This window comes from Sphingomonas glacialis (assembly GCF_006439055.1).
GTDB classification, from domain to species: domain Bacteria; phylum Pseudomonadota; class Alphaproteobacteria; order Sphingomonadales; family Sphingomonadaceae; genus Sphingomonas; species Sphingomonas glacialis_A.
Genome location: NZ_RCZC01000008.1, coordinates 46,034 through 61,155, shown reverse-complemented (window position 1 = coordinate 61,155; position 15,122 = coordinate 46,034). Strand labels below are relative to the sequence as shown.

The 15,122-nt window shown below is 65.4% G+C and carries 16 protein-coding genes; 8 read left to right on the top strand and 8 right to left on the bottom strand.

All coding sequences use genetic code 11. The annotated features are described in order from the left end of the window. Positions 1 to 228: 228 nt before the first annotated feature. Positions 229 to 1,623, top strand: coding sequence for an MFS transporter (locus EAH76_RS19610; RefSeq protein ID WP_140851973.1), 1,395 nt, complete (start codon positions 229 to 231; stop codon positions 1,621 to 1,623). Between the two features lie 100 nt (positions 1,624 to 1,723). Here EAH76_RS19610 and EAH76_RS19605 read toward each other — a convergent pair whose 3' ends face one another. Further along, positions 1,724 to 3,460, bottom strand: coding sequence for a DUF885 domain-containing protein (locus EAH76_RS19605; protein WP_140851972.1), 1,737 nt, complete (start codon positions 3,458 to 3,460; stop codon positions 1,724 to 1,726). A gap of 118 nt (positions 3,461 to 3,578) precedes the next feature. Here EAH76_RS19605 and EAH76_RS19600 point away from each other — a divergent pair, with 118 nt between their 5' ends. Further along, a complete protein-coding gene (locus EAH76_RS19600) occupies positions 3,579 to 4,403 on the top strand; it encodes an alpha/beta fold hydrolase (protein ID WP_140851971.1) in 825 nt (274 codons plus the stop codon). A gap of 121 nt (positions 4,404 to 4,524) precedes the next feature. Here the strand turns inward: EAH76_RS19600 and EAH76_RS19595 are convergent, their stop codons facing one another. Then, the gene (locus tag EAH76_RS19595) at positions 4,525 to 4,812 is read right to left on the bottom strand and encodes an FtsB family cell division protein (protein WP_140851970.1); all 288 of its coding nucleotides are present in this window, start codon (positions 4,810 to 4,812) and stop codon (positions 4,525 to 4,527) included. A gap of 84 nt (positions 4,813 to 4,896) precedes the next feature. Continuing rightward, entirely contained in the window at positions 4,897 to 6,174 is a 1,278-nt protein-coding gene (gene eno, locus EAH76_RS19590; RefSeq protein WP_140851969.1) for a phosphopyruvate hydratase, read from the bottom strand. A 148-nt stretch (positions 6,175 to 6,322) separates the two neighbouring features. Between eno and EAH76_RS19585 the strand changes: the two genes are divergently transcribed. From EAH76_RS19585 to EAH76_RS19565, 5 genes are all read left to right on the top strand, one after another. Next, the gene (locus EAH76_RS19585; protein WP_140851968.1) at positions 6,323 to 6,820 is read left to right on the top strand and encodes a hypothetical protein; all 498 of its coding nucleotides are present in this window, start codon (positions 6,323 to 6,325) and stop codon (positions 6,818 to 6,820) included. Between the two features lie 20 nt (positions 6,821 to 6,840). Next, a complete protein-coding gene (locus EAH76_RS19580) occupies positions 6,841 to 7,203 on the top strand; it encodes a phage holin family protein (protein WP_140851967.1) in 363 nt (120 codons plus the stop codon). Beyond that, positions 7,200 to 7,502: a DUF3618 domain-containing protein gene (locus EAH76_RS19575; RefSeq protein WP_140851966.1), complete on the top strand. Its 303-nt coding sequence runs from the start codon at positions 7,200 to 7,202 to the stop codon at positions 7,500 to 7,502. The genes EAH76_RS19580 and EAH76_RS19575 overlap by 4 nt, the downstream gene beginning before the upstream one ends. 32 nt (positions 7,503 to 7,534) lie before the next feature. Beyond that, on the top strand, positions 7,535 to 8,065 hold the full coding sequence (locus EAH76_RS19570; protein ID WP_140851965.1) for a hypothetical protein: 531 nt from the start codon (positions 7,535 to 7,537) through the stop codon (positions 8,063 to 8,065). 79 nt (positions 8,066 to 8,144) lie between these two features. Beyond that, entirely contained in the window at positions 8,145 to 8,372 is a 228-nt protein-coding gene (locus EAH76_RS19565; protein WP_140851964.1) for a DUF4170 domain-containing protein, read from the top strand. 205 nt (positions 8,373 to 8,577) lie between these two features. Here EAH76_RS19565 and greA read toward each other — a convergent pair whose 3' ends face one another. The 5 genes from greA to carA form a co-directional block, all read right to left on the bottom strand. Further along, entirely contained in the window at positions 8,578 to 9,054 is a 477-nt protein-coding gene (gene greA / locus EAH76_RS19560) for a transcription elongation factor GreA (protein ID WP_140851963.1), read from the bottom strand. 82 nt (positions 9,055 to 9,136) lie between these two features. Further along, a complete protein-coding gene (carB, locus tag EAH76_RS19555; RefSeq protein ID WP_140851962.1) occupies positions 9,137 to 12,496 on the bottom strand; it encodes a carbamoyl-phosphate synthase large subunit in 3,360 nt (1,119 codons plus the stop codon). Position 12,497: 1 nt separating this feature from the next. Further along, a complete protein-coding gene (locus tag EAH76_RS19550; RefSeq protein ID WP_140851961.1) occupies positions 12,498 to 12,860 on the bottom strand; it encodes a ribonuclease E inhibitor RraB in 363 nt (120 codons plus the stop codon). Positions 12,861 to 12,903: 43 nt separating this feature from the next. Then, positions 12,904 to 13,128, bottom strand: a complete 225-nt coding sequence (locus EAH76_RS24125) for a methionyl-tRNA formyltransferase (RefSeq protein ID WP_140851960.1) — start codon at positions 13,126 to 13,128, stop codon at positions 12,904 to 12,906. Beyond that, positions 13,128 to 14,459, bottom strand: a complete 1,332-nt coding sequence (gene carA / locus EAH76_RS19540; protein ID WP_140851959.1) for a glutamine-hydrolyzing carbamoyl-phosphate synthase small subunit — start codon at positions 14,457 to 14,459, stop codon at positions 13,128 to 13,130. The genes EAH76_RS24125 and carA overlap by 1 nt, the downstream gene beginning before the upstream one ends. A 119-nt stretch (positions 14,460 to 14,578) precedes the next feature. On the opposite strand from carA, the gene EAH76_RS19535 reads away from it, so the two are divergent. Beyond that, positions 14,579 to 15,031: a GatB/YqeY domain-containing protein gene (locus EAH76_RS19535; protein WP_140851958.1), complete on the top strand. Its 453-nt coding sequence runs from the start codon at positions 14,579 to 14,581 to the stop codon at positions 15,029 to 15,031. Positions 15,032 to 15,122 lie beyond the last annotated feature (91 nt).

Below are 15,122 nucleotides of genomic sequence, written 5' to 3'. Positions count from 1 at the left end.
CGCCTGACTGAAGAAATTTGTGACAACGCTGTACCAAACACATCCGTATCAAAAATGGTGCGCTGCAACAAGCAACGATCACGAAACTGAAGGTTTCCGCAGTCGGCGCCTAATGGCGATGCCCCCGCCGCCTGCGCCTTGCCCCCCAGATCCGTCGCGGGTGCTGGAACCACGAACCATCGTATCCGTTCGCCTTGCCTCCGTCCCGTCAATCGTTAGGCAAGCACCGTGACCGACGGACTCCCCCTACCCCGCCGCTATCTCGCGATCGCCGCCATGTCGTTCGGCTCGGCGCTGGTGATCATCGACGGCGGCGTCGCCAATGTCGCGCTGCCGACGATCGCGCGCGATCTGCATGTCGATCAGAGCGCGGTGGTCTCGGTCGTCACGATCTACCAGGTCATGCTGGTCATGCTGATGCTGCCCTTTGCCGGACTTGGCGAACGCGTCGGCCTCAAGCGGATCTATCAGGGCGGCCAGTTGGTCTTCACCGTCGCCACCCTGTTGTGCTTCTTCGCCAAGAGCCTGCCCTTCCTGCTGATCGTGCGTGCGGTCCAGGCGATCGGCGCGGCGGGGGTGCTGAGCGTCGCCTCCGCGCTGATCCGCCAGATCTATCCGGCGAACCAGCTCGGGCGCGGGCTCGGCATCAACTCGGTCGTCGTGACGAGCGCGGCGGCGGCGGCACCGACGATCGGCGGGCTCGTCCTGTCGGTGGCGCCATGGCCGTGGGTGTTCGCCAGCGCGATCCCGTTCGCGGTCGCCAGCCTCGCGCTCGGCAGCGCGATCCCCGCCCCCAAGCCGCGCGCCACGACCTTCGACGTGATCGGCGCGGTGATGTGCGCCGCGATGTTCGGGCTGATCATCGGCGGGCTCGAAACGATGGTGCATGGCGACAGCCCGGTGGTGTCGGCGGCGATCGTGCTGCTCGGCATCGTCATCGGCTATTTCTTCGTGCGGCGCGAAAAGGGCGAGACCGACCCGATCCTGCCGATCGATCTGCTCGCGCGGCCGGTGCTCGCCTTGTCGGCGATCGGCGGGTTCGCGGCCTTCACCGCCTCGATGACCTTGCTCATCTCGACCCCGTTCCGGCTGCACGCACTGGGCTTCAGCGCGGCGGCGATCGGCGCGGCGATCGCGCCATGGCCGCTGACCAACATGGTCGTCGCGCCGCTCTCGGGCTTTCTGTCGGACCGGATCCCGGCGGGGATCCTGGGCGGGATCGGGATGGTGGTGTCGATCTGCGCGCTGCTGCTGCTCGCCTTCATGCCCGCCGATCCGAGCTATTTCGACGTGGCGTGGCGGATGGCGCTGTGCGGATCAGGGTTCGGACTGTTCCTGCCGCCCAACGCCCGGCTGGTGGTCGGTTCGGCACCGCGCGAGCGTGCGGCGGCGGCGGGCGGTCTGGTGTCGACCGTGCGGCTTGCCGGGCAGACGACGGGCGCGACCGTGGTCGCTTTGCTGCTCGCGCTCGGTGTCGGCGAAGGGTTCGTGCCGCCGTTGGTAGCGGTGGGCTTGGCCGTGATCGCCGGGCTGTGCAGCGTCGCCCGACTACGCCCGTCGATCCGCAATCCGCAGGCGGCCGAGGTCGCCGACGAAGTGCCGACGCTGAAACACGCGCGCTGAGCTTTCCTAGCTACCGACCGCACGCCGGCGAAGGCCGGGGCCCAGTGACGAAGGTGGCTGGGCCCCGGCCTTCGCCGGGGTACGGTGCGCGAGCGAAGGCTCAGAACACCGCCTTGCCGTCGCCCCCCAGCATTGCCTGGCGCACCAATGGGATCGGTGGGCCGCCATAGCGTAGGAACTCGTCGTGGAACGCCTTCCAGCTAGCGCGTCCGCCATGCGTCGCGGTCCAGTCGGCGCGCAGCTTGCGGATCATCAGCTTGCCCATCGTGTAGTTGAGATAGGCCGGGTCGTAGGTTCCGCGCGCCGATTGCTGCTTGGCGTTGCCCGCGTCCTGATAGCATTGCTCCTGGAACATTTTCAGCGAATCCGCCTGCGTCATCGTGCCGGTGTGCATCCCGATCGCCGACAGATACCGGCAATTCCGCAGCAGTGCGTTCGACAGCTGCCCGATATGCGTCTCGGCATCGCCCTTATGGAGCCCAGCCTCCCACATCATTTCCTCGGCATAATGCGCCCAGCCCTCCGCAAAGGCATAACCGACGAACAGCCGCCCGAAGATCGAGGGAGAGGCATTGGCGTGGCGGAATTGCAGGAAATGCCCGGGCATCACCTCGTGCACCGTGGTGAACAGCAGGTCCATCTTGCCGGGAATGAACCCGTCCTGCTCGGCCTTGCTCCACGCCGGATCGGGCGGCGAGATGTAATAGACCGAGGGGATGCCCTTCTCGAACGGCCCGGGCGGATCGATGTAGGCGCTGTTCTGGCGGTTATAGGGCGGGCTTTCCTCGACCAGCGCCTGCTCCTGGTCGGGGATCGTCACGATCTGGTTGTCGGTGACGAACGCGCGCAGTTCGGGGATCTGCTTGCGCGCCTCGGCGACGGGATCGTTGTTGGCGGGCTTGTTGGCGTTCATCTTCGCCATGCACGCCGGGATCGTCGCGCCGGGCGCATAGGTCGCGCACGCCTCGGCGAGCGCTTTCTGGTTGCGCAGCAGATCGGCCTTCCCCGCCGCTTCGAGCGTGGCGAGCGGCACGTCGACGCCCTCGGTCAGCTTGACCATCCGCGCGAACCGATCGGGCCCGAGCGCAAAGTCCTGCGTCGCGGTGCCGCCCTGGCTCTCCACCCACGCGCCGAGATCGTGCATCGCCTTCGAGGCAGCGGCGGCGGCCTTGTCGAACTCTTCCTGCAGCGCCGGGCTCTTCACCTCCGCAAACGCCTTCTTCGCGTCGCCGGTGTAATAATCGCCGAAGCCGTTGAACGCCGCGACGCCGAAATTGACGTAGCTGAGCGGCATCGGCGTCTTGAGGTTGGCCTTGATCTGCGCGGTCGCGTCGGGGATCTTCCTGAGGAAGGTGACCATCGCGCGCATCCGCGTCGGCGCATCGGCATAATGGCGCGCGATGTAGACGTTCGGGTCGAGCCCGGCATTAACGTACCAGGCCGGGTTCTTGTGCGGGAAATCGGCATCCTCGAGCCAGAACAGTTTGCCCGACGCAACCACCACCAGATAATCGCGCTCGAACGCTTCGTCCTTGGTCAGCTTGGTCGCATCGAACGCCTTGGCTTTGGCGATCGCCTCGCGGAAGAAATCACCCTGCCGCTTGAGCCCGCCGGGCGTCCAGTCGCCCAGCCCGCCGTCGAAATCGTGGCGTCCCTGATAGACCGCATCGGCCGGCGAGATCTTGAACCAATCCTCGATGAAGGTGTCGCGGAAGCTCTTCCAGTCGGTCGTCGGCAATGCGGCGAGCGGTGCCATCGTCCCCTTGGGTTCGGCCGACTGCGCCGAACACGACATCAACGCCAGACCCGCAATCCCCGCCAGCAAACCTTTGCGCATACTCGTCCTTTGATTCGGCAATCGTGCGACGCTGACAGCTTGCGGCCGATCACGCCACCCCCGCGGAACGCCCGGCGCCCGCCATCGTTGAGCCTTGCGAGATCCAAAGGAGCGCTTCATGCCGTATATCAAGACCCGCGATGGCACCGACCTCTACGTCAAGGATTGGGGCAGCGGTCGTCCGGTCGTGCTCATCCATGGCTGGCCGTTGAGCTCGGACAGCTGGGACGCGCAGGCGATGGCGCTCGCCGACGCCGGCTTCCGCGCGATCGCCTATGACCGCCGCGGCTTCGGCCGCTCGAGCCAGCCGTGGAGCGGCTATGACTATGATACGCTGACCGACGATCTCGCCGAAGTGCTCGAGCAGACCGGCGCGACCGAGGACGCGACGCTCGTCGGCTTCTCGATGGGTGGCGGCGAAGTCGCGCGCTATATGAGCCGTCATGAGGGCAAGGGTGTCGTTGCGGCGGGGCTGATCTCGTCGGTCGTGCCCTACATGCTCAAGACCGAGGACAATCCCAACGGCGTTCCCGAGGAACAACTCGCCAGCATCGGCGAGGGCATCCAAAAGGATCGATACGGCTTCTTTCAGACCTTTCTCAAGCAGTTCCTCGGCGTCGGATTCATCTCGTCGCCGGTGAGCAACGAGACGGTCGACTGGGCGTGGAACCAGACCAACCTTGCCGGGCTCAAGCCGATCCTCGCCTGCGCGCAGTCGTTCGGCCATACCGACTTCCGCGGCGACCTGCCGGCGTTCCGCGTGCCGACGTTGATCGTCCACGGGACGAGCGACCAGACCGTCCCGATCGACGCGACCGGGCGCGAGGCCGCTAAGGGCATCTCGGGTTCGCAGCTGGTCGAATATGACGGCGCGCCGCATGGACTGACGATCACCGAGAGCGATCGCTTTACGAATGACCTGCTGACGTTTTTGGGGAGGTAAAGTCTAAAAGCCCCTCCCCTTTAGGGGAGGGGTTGGGTGGGGCGGTAACGGGCGCTGGCTCTCTGCGAGGCACAGCCCCACCCCCAACCCCTCCCCTGAAGGGGAGGGGCTTTAGGGCAGCTCACCTGTCGAGGGGCACGATCACTTCGTCCTGATTCGCCACACCCAGATCCTTGCGCGCGAGCTCATCGACCAGATCGGGATCGGCATGCCGCGGATCGAGCAGATCGACCCGGTTCTTCAATTCGGTTCGGTTGCGGTCGAGCATCGCGAGCTGGCGCTGCCGCACCGCGAGCTGCCGCTCGATATCGCCATAGGCCAGCGCGCCGTTCGGCCCGAAGATCGCATAGCCCCCGAAGAAGATACCGACGATCAGCAGCGCCGCCGGCGCGATCGCGCGGCGCAGCATCGGACGGAGGGTTGAGCGTTTCTTGACCACGGTCGCGACTCTGACTCATCGCGACTCGTGGATCAAGCCCGTATTTACCTTGCGTTAAACACGCAGGATCGAACGTCCGGCATAGATTCCGGCGCCTTCCAGCTCCTCCTCGATGCGGATCAGCTGGTTGTACTTTGCGAGCCGGTCGGAGCGCGCGAGGCTGCCCGTCTTGATCTGCCCGCAATTGGTCGCGACAGCCAGATCGGCGATCGTCGAGTCCTCGGTCTCGCCCGAGCGGTGCGACATGACGGCGGTATAGCCCGCTCGTTGCGCCATCGATACGGCTTCGAGCGTTTCGGTGAGCGTACCGATCTGGTTCACCTTGACGAGCAGCGAGTTCGCCGTGCGGGTCTCGATGCCCTGCTTCAAACGCTTCGGATTGGTCACGAACAGGTCGTCGCCGACCAGCTGGACCTTGTCGCCGACCATGTCGGTGAGGGCCTTCCAGCCCTCCCAATCGTCCTCGCCCATGCCGTCCTCGATCGAAAAAATCGGGTAGCGGCGCGTCAGGTCGGCGAGATATTCGGCCATTTCGTGGCTGGAGAGGCTCTTGCCCTCGCCCGAGATCTCATACTTGCCGTTCTTGTAGAACTCGGTCGCGGCGCAATCGAGCGCGAGCATCACGTCGTCGCCCGGCGTGTAGCCCGCGGTCTCGATCGAGCGCAGGATGAATTCGATCGCTTCGTCGGTCGAGGCGATGTTGGGCGCGAAGCCGCCTTCGTCGCCGACCGAGGTCGCCAGGCCCTTGTCATGCAGCGCCTTCTTGAGCGTGTGGAAAATCTCCGACCCGCAGCGCACCGCCTCGATCATCGAGGTCGCGCCGACCGGCACGATCATGAATTCCTGGAAATCGATCGGGTTGTCGGCATGCTCGCCGCCGTTGATGATGTTCATCATCGGCACCGGCAGGATGTGCGCCGAAACACCGCCGACATAACGATAGAGCGGCAGCGTGCGCGCATCTGCCGCGGCCTTGGCAACCGCGAGGCTGACGCCGAGGATCGCGTTCGCGCCCAACCGGCTCTTGTTCTCGGTGCCGTCGAGCTCGATCATCACCTGGTCGATTTCGCGCTGGTCTTCGGCCTCGAGGCCCATCACCGCGTCGGCGATCTCGCCGTTGACGCCGTCGATCGCGTCCTCGACACCCTTGCCGCCCCAGCGGCTCTTGTCGCCGTCGCGCTTCTCGACGGCTTCGTGTGCACCGGTCGAGGCGCCAGACGGAACTGCGGCGCGGCCGAAGCTGCCATCCTCGAGCATGACATCGACTTCGACGGTCGGATTACCGCGACTGTCGAGGATCGTGCGGGCATGAATGTCGATGATTGCGGTCACGGAACGATCCTTCTAACGATATGGACGAGCGGTTCGCGCGTGCCTCTATCGGCTTAACGTCGCCGCGGCAATTCGCGTGGAGGCGATGGAACCGCCGGATGCGCTGGCCGGTTATATTGTTTCGATATTCCAACGAAGGGCGCTTGTCATGGCTACCACCGATTTCACTTCCGCTGCACACGACACGATCGACGCTGCGGCCGACGCCACAAAGACCGCCGGCGACGAGGCCGCCAAGGCAACCGCAACCGCGTCGCAGCTGATCAAGGACAGCGCATCCAAGCTCGGCAAGGAAGCCGTGGATCGCGCACGCACCTATGCCGAGGATGGCAAGGCACGCGCGGGCGGCGCGCTCGACGAGGTCGTCAAGATGATCAACGACGCGGCCGGCACGGTCGATGAGAAGCTCGGTGAGCAATATGGCCAATATGCGCGCACCGCGGCCGACAAGGTTTCGGAATTCTCCGAAGGCCTCAAGGCCAAGCAGCTCGACGATCTGATCGAGGATGCGCGCGGCTTTGTGCAGAAGAGCCCGGCGGTCGCGATCGGCACCGCAGCGGCGCTCGGTTTCGTGCTGGTACGGCTGCTGCAGGCTGGCCTCGCGGTCGATCGCAGCGACGCCACGACGACCGATCCCAAGGCCTGATCGGGCATTCGGGGGCACCGATGGAAGATATAGCAAGCCCGAGCCTGGTGGCGGACGAGAGTATCGCCACCTTGCTCTCGCGCGTCGTCAGTGACGCGCAGCAGGTCGCACGTAGCGAGATGGACCTGCAAAAGGCCAAGCTCGGCTCGAAAGTGAACGACGCCAAGGGAGGCATCGTGCTGGCGCTTGGCGCGGTCGTGTTCGGCTCGCTGGCGTCGATTGCGCTGGTGGTAGGCGCGCTGCTGGTGCTGACCCCGCAGGTCGGCCCATTGGCGGCGACGGCAATCGTCGCGGGCGTATTGCTCGTGGCGGCGGCGCTGTTCGGTTTCCTGGCATCGCGCCACTTCAAGCGGATCTTCGGAACCGCTGGAGCCGTCGCATGAGCACGCCATACCTCGACCCCAAAGTCGCGCTGGCACAGGCGCGCGCCGATGCGGCGCGCGCCAGGCTTTCCGCGACGATCAGCGCTCTCCAGCACAAAGCGAGCCCGCAGGTGATGGCGCAGGACGTTGCCGACACGCTCAAGGAGCGGGGCAAGGACGCCGTCAGCTTCGCGGTCGACACCGCGAAGCGCCAGCCGGTGCCGGTGGGCATCGGGTTAAGCCTGCTAGGGCTATTTTTTGCCCGCGGCCCGATCGCGAAAGCGATTCGCTACGCAACTGGTTCTAAATCCAAGAGTTAGCAGCCTGGCACCCGATGAAGAGGATCCGAGCGATGAACGACGCAACCGCCCCCACCCGCCCCGACCACAATAAAAAGAGCGGTGCGCACGCCAAAACCAGCACCGTGCAGTCGCTCCGTGACTCGGCCGGCAAGACGATCGAAAACACCGGAGAGTCGATCCGCGACATTGCCGGGCGCGCAGCCAGCGGGCTCGAGGCCAATCCGATCTCTGCGCTGGTCGGCGGCATTGCGCTCGGCGCGGTCGCCGGTGCATTGGTGCCGCGCACCGATCAAGAGGCGCGCTTGCTCGCCCCGGTCGGACAGCGGCTGAGCGATACCGCGCGCGGCGCGGTCGATGCGGCGAAGGACACCGCCAAGTCAGAACTCGGCGTGCTCGGCCTGTCGCGCGACTCGGCGCGCAGCCAGATGTCGCGGATGCTCGAAGGGGTGATCAAGGCGGTCTCGACTGCCGGCCTCGCCGCGCTGACCGCCGCCAACGACAAGGCGAGCGCCGACCGGAGCAGCGCCAGCAAGCCCGCCGACACCAATGCCGGCCCCAAAACGACGCCTACCGGCGAATAAACCCCGCTTGACGGTTCCCGATGGCGTGGTTCGCGACTAGGACGTCGCGAACCACGCCATTTTTTTCGGGAAACCGCACATGAGCAAGCTCCACCTCGTTTTCGGCGGCCGCGTCAGCGACCCGCGCACGCTCGATTTCGACGATCTGTCATCGATCGACATCGTCGGGGTGTTTCCCGATTATGCCAGCGCCGAGAAAGCCTGGCGCGCGTCTGCGCAGCGCACGGTCGATGATGCTGAGATGAAGTATGTCGTGGTGCATCTGCACCGCCTGCTGCAGCCCGATCTGCTCGCACCGGGCGTCTAACCAAAATCCCTCTCCCGCTTGCGGGAGCATCGGGTCGGTCATGCCCCCGGCATAACCTAAACAGCGCGGGGCGCTGTTTACCCGATGCTGGTGGCCGAGCGCAGCGAGGTCGGGCGAGGGCAGGATGCGAACCGCACTGCCCTCACCCCGCGCCGCCTTCGGCGTCTGCCCCTCTCCCGCAAGCGGGAGAGGGAGTTGGAGTTAGTTAAATAAATTCGATCTTCGAGACGACGTAGTACCGATCACCCGACGGCACCGTCACTTCGACTTCGTCCTCGAGCTTGCGCCCGATCAGCGCGCGCCCCAGCGGCGAATTGTACGAGATCCGGCCGCCCTTGGCATCGGCCTCGGTCTGGCCGACGATCTGATAGGTGATCGGCTTGTCGTCCTCGTCGAGCAGCGTGACGGTCGCGCCGAACACCACCTTGTCGCCCGACAGATCCTTCGGATCGATGACCTGCGCGCGCGCGAGCTTGTCCTCGATATCGCTGATCGAGGCTTCGATCTGGCCCTGGCGTTCCTTGGCGGCATGATACTCGGCATTCTCCGAGAGATCGCCGTGCGCACGCGCTTCCTCGATCGCGTCGACGATGGTCGGACGCTCCGCCTTAAGCCGTTTCAGGTCCGCATTGAGCCGGTCATGGCCCTCTTGCAGCATCGGCATCTTTTCGACGGTAGCCATCCCTCTTCGTCCTTCGTCTTCAAAATTCCCCGGTTGGCCGGCCCGCTCTGGGCCCGCCCGCACGATCTTTTGATGTGGGGAATTAACTGTGCGAGTGGGAATAATAGGATTGCAGCGGCCGTACTTCAAGGCTGCGTGTCGAAAGCGCGACAATTGCCTGTGCCGCCTCGACGCTCGCAGGCGCCGTGGTGAAGTACGGAATCTTCTGCGCGAGCGCCGACGCGCGGATCGGCGAGCTGTCCTTGAGGCTCTGCCAACCCTCGGTCGTGTTGAAGATCAGGTCGATTCCGCCATCCTTGATCCGGTCGACGATATGCGGCCGGCCCTGCGCCACCTTGTTGACGCGCTCGACCGTAACGCCATGCTCGGTGAGGTAATCCGCGGTCCCGCCGGTCGCGACGATCGTGAAGCCATGCGCGGACAGCGCACGGATGCCCGGCAGGATCACCGGCTTGTCACCATCCTTGACGCTGACGAACAGCGCGCCGCTCTTGGGCAGCACGGTCCCTGCCCCCAGCTGCGACTTGGCAAAGGCGAGCGTGAAATCGGGGTCGATCCCCATCACTTCGCCCGTGCTCTTCATTTCGGGCGAGAGGACCGGATCGACACCGGGGAAGCGGTTGAACGGGAAGACCGCTTCCTTGACCGCGTAATAATCGATGTGGCGGTCGATCTTGGGGAGATCAGCCAGCTTCTCGCCCGCCATCACGCGCGCGGCGATCTTGGCGATCGGTGCGCCGATGGCCTTGGCAACGAACGGCACCGTCCGCGAAGCACGCGGATTGACCTCGATGAGATAGACCAGCCCATCCTTGACCGCGAACTGGATGTTCATCAGCCCCACCACCGACAGCGCCCTGGCGAGCGCGACGGTCTGGCGCTCGATCTCGGCGATGATCTCGGCGCTGAGCGAGTAAGGCGGGATCGAGCAGGCGCTGTCGCCCGAATGGACGCCGGCTTCCTCGATATGCTGGAGCACGCCCGCGACGGTCACGTCGGTGCCGTCGGAGATCGCATCGACATCGACCTCGATCGCATCGCGCAGATACTGGTCGATCAGCACCGGCGACTCGCCCGACACCTGCACCGCGGTCTGGATATATTCTTCCAGCTGCGGCCGCCCGTCGACGATCTCCATCGCGCGGCCGCCGAGCACGTAGCTCGGGCGCATCAGCACCGGATAGCCGATCCGCTCGGCAGCGACGATCGCCTCTTCGCGGCTGCGCGCGAGGCCGTTGGCGGGCTGGCGCAGGCCGAGCTTGTTGACGAGCGCGGCGAAGCGCTCGCGATCCTCGGCGAGATCGATCGCATCGGGGCTGGTGCCGAGGATCGGAATCCCCGCATCCTGCAGCGCCTGGGCGAGGTTGAGCGGGGTCTGCCCGCCGAACTGGACGATCACGCCGTGCAGCGTGCCGTTCGACATCTCGACATGCAGGATTTCGAGCACGTCCTCGGCGGTCAGCGGCTCGAAATACAGACGGTCCGAGGTGTCGTAATCGGTCGACACCGTCTCCGGGTTGCAGTTGACCATGATCGTCTCATAGCCCGCATCGCCCAGCGCGAAGCACGCATGGCAGCAGCAATAATCGAACTCGATCCCCTGCCCGATCCGGTTCGGACCGCCGCCGAGGATGACGACCTTCTTGGCGGAGGTCGGCTGGCTCTCGCATTCGGGCTCGCCGAAGCTCGGGGCTTCGTAGGTCGAATACATATACGGCGTCTTGGCGTCGAACTCGGCCGCGCAGGTGTCGATCCGCTTGAATACCGGGCGGACCCCAAGCTTGTGGCGCGCCGCGCGCACCTCGGCCTCGGTCGTGCCGCCGGTCATCATCTGGACGACGTCGTGGATCAGCCCGCCGCGCGCGGTGCCGCGCTCGCGCAGGTTCGCCGACTTGAGCGCGAGATAGGCGAGCCGCTTGTCGCTGAAGCCCATCGCCTTGAGCCGCCGCATCCCAGCCGCATCGCGCGGCAGGCCATCGGTGCAGACTTCGGTCTCGGCCGCGACGATCTCGGCGATGCGCTCGAGGAACCACGGGTCGTATTTGGCGAGCGCATGCACCTCGGCGACGGTGAAGCCCTCGCGCAGCGCCTGCGCCGCGACGAGCAAGCGGTCGGGCGTCGCGATCGACAGCGCCGCCTCGATCTCCTCGCGCGGCGCACCGGCGAGGCGATCGACGATGTTGAAGCCGCTGAGGCCCGTCTCGAGCCCGCGCAGGGCCTTCTGGAGGCTCTCATGGATGTTGCGGCCGATCGCCATCACTTCGCCGACCGACTTCATCGCGGTCGACAGGACGGCTTCGGCGCCCTTGAACTTCTCGAAGGCGAAGCGCGGGATCTTGGTGACGACATAATCGATCGTCGGCTCGAACGACGCCGGCGTCGCGCCAGTAATGTCGTTGGTGATCTCGTCGAGCGTGTAGCCGACCGCGAGCTTGGCGGCGACCTTGGCGATCGGGAAGCCCGTCGCCTTCGACGCCAGTGCCGAGGAGCGCGACACGCGCGGGTTCATCTCGATCACGATCAGGCGGCCGTCCTTGGGGTTGACCGCGAACTGCACGTTCGAGCCCCCGGTCTCGACGCCGATCTCGCGCAGGCACGCGATGCTCGCGTTGCGCATGATCTGATATTCCTTATCGGTCAGCGTCAGCGCGGGCGCGACGGTGATCGAGTCGCCGGTGTGGACGCCCATCGGATCGATGTTCTCAATGGAACAAATGATGATGGCATTGTCGGCGCGGTCGCGCACGACTTCCATCTCATATTCCTTCCAGCCGATCAGCGATTCCTCGATCAGCACTTCGGTGGTCGGCGACAGGTCGAGCCCGCTGCGCACGATCGCAAGGAATTCCTCGCGGTTGTACGCAATGCCGCCGCCCGATCCGCCCATCGTGAAGCTCGGCCGGATGATCGCGGGGAGCCCGGTGCGCTCCAACCCGGCGAGCGCTTCCTCGACGGTGTGCGCGATCGCCGAGCGTGCGGATTCGAGACCGATCTTGGTCATCGCGTCCTTGAACTTCAGCCGATCCTCGGCCTTGTCGATCGCCTCGGCGTCGGCGCCGATCATCTCGACATTGTATTTCGCGAGCGTGCCGTCGTTGAACAAAGCGAGCGCGGTGTTGAGCGCGGTCTGCCCGCCCATCGTCGGCAGCAACGCCATCACATCGTCGGGGCGCGCGGCGACTTCCTTGGCGATGATCTTCGCCACGATCTCGGGCGTGATCGGCTCGATATAGGTCGCGCCCTCGGCCTCGCTCCAGCCGACCAGCTCGGGGTCGGTCATGATCGTCGCCGGGTTCGAATTGACCAGGACGATGCGATAGCCCTCCTCGCGCAGCGCCTTGATCGCCTGCGTGCCCGAATAATCGAACTCGCACGCCTGGCCGATGACGATCGGCCCCGCGCCGATGACGAGGATGGTGTTGATGTCGGTGCGTTTTGGCATGTCAGCTAATCAGTCCGGTTTCGGCGGTGCAACCCCAGCCGTCATATTCCACGTCGTAGATCAGTTCGATCTGCAGGCAGCGCTTGGTCAGCGCGCGGATCGCGGCTTCGTCCGAGGTCTGCTCGCAGCCGAGGAAGAGGGAGATTTCGCCCTCCTCATCCTCTTCGCGCTCGATCACTTCGAAGCCGAGTTCCTCGGCATCCTCCTCGAGCCGGTCGAGCGCCGGCTCGGACCCGCGGAAGCTTACGTCCACGGCGCGGACGATATCCGAGCGGTCGCCATTCTCGGCGAGGCTGGCGAGCACCTCCTTGTCGGCGCTCCATTCTTCTTCGAGCCGGGCGGGATCGACGTCTGGGAGGGTCATAGGGAGGCCTTTGAAGAATGAGGCAATGGGCAGCGCGGGAACATTAGAAGTGCTTGGCTGCGTACTGAGTTAGCTGATCGAAAGCGGCCTTGGTCAGACGAACGCTTTGAGAGATTTTGTCCGGGATCGCTCGGTCCTTCGAACCGTACGTATCGATCTGCACGAACTTCTCACCGTCAAGCTCCACCAAACTGATAGTAGCGTTTACCTCGGAGTGCGGCGCGACGCGGTCCAGATCCTTAAGCTCAAACTGTCGAACGACGGCCATCAGTTCGCCTCCTTAGCGTTCAGCATCCCCACAAACTTCTCGAACAGATACAGGCTGTCCTGCGGGCCGGGGCTCGCCTCGGGGTGGTATTGCACGCTGAAGGCGGGGCGGTCGGTCAGCTCCAGGCCGGCGTTCGAGCCGTCGAACAGCGAGACGTGCGTTTCGCGCACGCTCGCCGGCAGGCTCGCGCGCTCGACCGCGAAGCCGTGGTTCATCGAGGTAATCTCGACCGCGCCGTCGCTCAAACGCTGCACCGGATGGTTGGCGCCGCGATGGCCCTGGAACATCTTGGTGGTGGTCGCCCCGACCGCGAGGCCGAGCAGCTGATGGCCCAGACAAATGCCGAACAGCGGCTTGCCGGTTTCGAGCAGCTGGCGGATCACCGGGACGGCATAGATGCCGGTCGCGGCGGGGTCGCCGGGGCCGTTCGACAGGAAGATGCCGTCGGGGTTCAGCGCCATCACTTCGTCGAAGGTCGCGCCTGCGGGGACGACCGAGACGTCGGCGCCGGCGGCGACGAGGTTGCGGAAGATGTTGCGCTTCGAGCCGTAGTCGATCGCGACGACGTGGGGTCTTTTGGCACTCCCCTCCCGCTCGCGGGAGGGACTGTCTTCTACGGCGGGCGCTGCGTTTGCGGACAGGCCCTCCCCTAGCCCAGTTTCGGGTGAACGATCCCCCGGATCGTTCAGGTCAGCCCGGGGGGCTGACCGGCCCGAAACTCGCAAGCGGGAGGGGGATTCTTCATACCCCGCGCCCAGATTCCACACGCCGCCGGCCCAGCCGTAATCCATCGCGGTGGACACTTCGATCGCCAGGTCCATGCCCTCCAACCCCGGCCACGCCTGCGCCATCGCCAGCAACGCCGGCACATCGAACACACCATCCGCCGCATGCGCGATCACCGCGTTCGGCGCGCCGCCCGCGCGGATCCGCCGCGTGAGAGCCCGCGTATCGACACCCGACAGCCCGATCCGCCCGTGCTTCGCCATCCACGCATCGAGCCGCTCGACGCTGCGGAAGTTGCTCGGGCCCGTCACGTCCTCGCGCACGATCATGCCGAGCGCGTGGGGGTTGTCCGCCTCGATATCATCCGCATTGGCGCCGACATTGCCGATATGCGGGAAGGTGAAGGTGACCATCTGCCCGGCAAAGCTCGGGTCGGTCATGATCTCCTGATAGCCCGTCATCGCGGTGTGGAAGCACACCTCGCCGACGGCCGCCCCTTCCGCGCCGAAGCCACGGCCCCACACGACCTCGCCGCTGGAGAGCACCAGCACGCCGGTGGCGCCTTCAGGAGCCTTGGACGCGGTCGTAGGATAGGCGTCGGCCATTGCGGCGGGCACTCCGTTTAAATTGTCGATGTCGCTAAGGGGCGGGAACTAGAAGTGCGGGGGCGATGCGTCAATCGGATAAACCCGCTAGGGTCTCCGCCACACGAAAAGGACCCGTAATGATTCGCGACGACATCAAGGCTGCCCTCATCACTGCCATGAAGGGCGGCGACAAGGCGACCACCGCCACCCTCCGCCTCGTCCAGAGCGCGATCAAGAATCGCGACATCGAGGCGCGCACCGGCAAGGCGCCCGACGATGACGACGCGCTGGTGGTCGAAGTGCTGCAGAAGATGGTCAAGCAGCGCCGCGAGTCGATCGAGATGTTCGTCAAGGGCGGGCGCCAGGAGCTGGCCGATGGCGAAGCGGCCGAGGTCGCGGTGATCGAGCGCTTCCTGCCGACGCAGATGGACGAAGCGGCGACTGCGGCGGCGATCGAGGCGATCAAGGCAGAGCTGGGCGCTGTCGGCATGAAGGACATGGGACGCGTGATGGCGGAGCTGAAGGCGCGGCATGCGACGACGCTCGACATGAGCAAGGCGAGTGCGGCGGTGAAGGCGGCGCTTTCGTAATGAAAGAGGGCGAGCCCCTTCTTCCTCCCCTCCCGCTTGCGGGAGGGGACCGAGGGGTGGGCGCGCGCTATCGTCTGGGTAGGCCGACAGC

What these genes read in the sequence shown, in the direction of transcription:
- EAH76_RS19605 (WP_140851972.1), bottom strand. Translation starts at nt 3,460, where the DNA reads ATGCGCAAAGGTTTGCTGGCGGGGATTGCGGGTCTGGCGTTGATGTCG.
- EAH76_RS19600 (WP_140851971.1), top strand. Translation starts at nt 3,579, where the DNA reads ATGCCGTATATCAAGACCCGCGATGGCACCGACCTCTACGTCAAGGAT.
- EAH76_RS19595 (WP_140851970.1), bottom strand. Translation starts at nt 4,812, where the DNA reads ATGCTGCGCCGCGCGATCGCGCCGGCGGCGCTGCTGATCGTCGGTATC.
- EAH76_RS19585 (WP_140851968.1), top strand. Translation starts at nt 6,323, where the DNA reads ATGGCTACCACCGATTTCACTTCCGCTGCACACGACACGATCGACGCT.
- EAH76_RS19580 (WP_140851967.1), top strand. Translation starts at nt 6,841, where the DNA reads ATGGAAGATATAGCAAGCCCGAGCCTGGTGGCGGACGAGAGTATCGCC.
- EAH76_RS19575 (WP_140851966.1), top strand. Translation starts at nt 7,200, where the DNA reads ATGAGCACGCCATACCTCGACCCCAAAGTCGCGCTGGCACAGGCGCGC.
- EAH76_RS19570 (WP_140851965.1), top strand. Translation starts at nt 7,535, where the DNA reads ATGAACGACGCAACCGCCCCCACCCGCCCCGACCACAATAAAAAGAGC.
- EAH76_RS19565 (WP_140851964.1), top strand. Translation starts at nt 8,145, where the DNA reads ATGAGCAAGCTCCACCTCGTTTTCGGCGGCCGCGTCAGCGACCCGCGC.
- greA (WP_140851963.1), bottom strand. Translation starts at nt 9,054, where the DNA reads ATGGCTACCGTCGAAAAGATGCCGATGCTGCAAGAGGGCCATGACCGG.
- carB (WP_140851962.1), bottom strand. Translation starts at nt 12,496, where the DNA reads ATGCCAAAACGCACCGACATCAACACCATCCTCGTCATCGGCGCGGGG.
- EAH76_RS19550 (WP_140851961.1), bottom strand. Translation starts at nt 12,860, where the DNA reads ATGACCCTCCCAGACGTCGATCCCGCCCGGCTCGAAGAAGAATGGAGC.
- EAH76_RS24125 (WP_140851960.1), bottom strand. Translation starts at nt 13,128, where the DNA reads ATGGCCGTCGTTCGACAGTTTGAGCTTAAGGATCTGGACCGCGTCGCG.
- carA (WP_140851959.1), bottom strand. Translation starts at nt 14,459, where the DNA reads ATGGCCGACGCCTATCCTACGACCGCGTCCAAGGCTCCTGAAGGCGCC.
- EAH76_RS19535 (WP_140851958.1), top strand. Translation starts at nt 14,579, where the DNA reads ATGATTCGCGACGACATCAAGGCTGCCCTCATCACTGCCATGAAGGGC.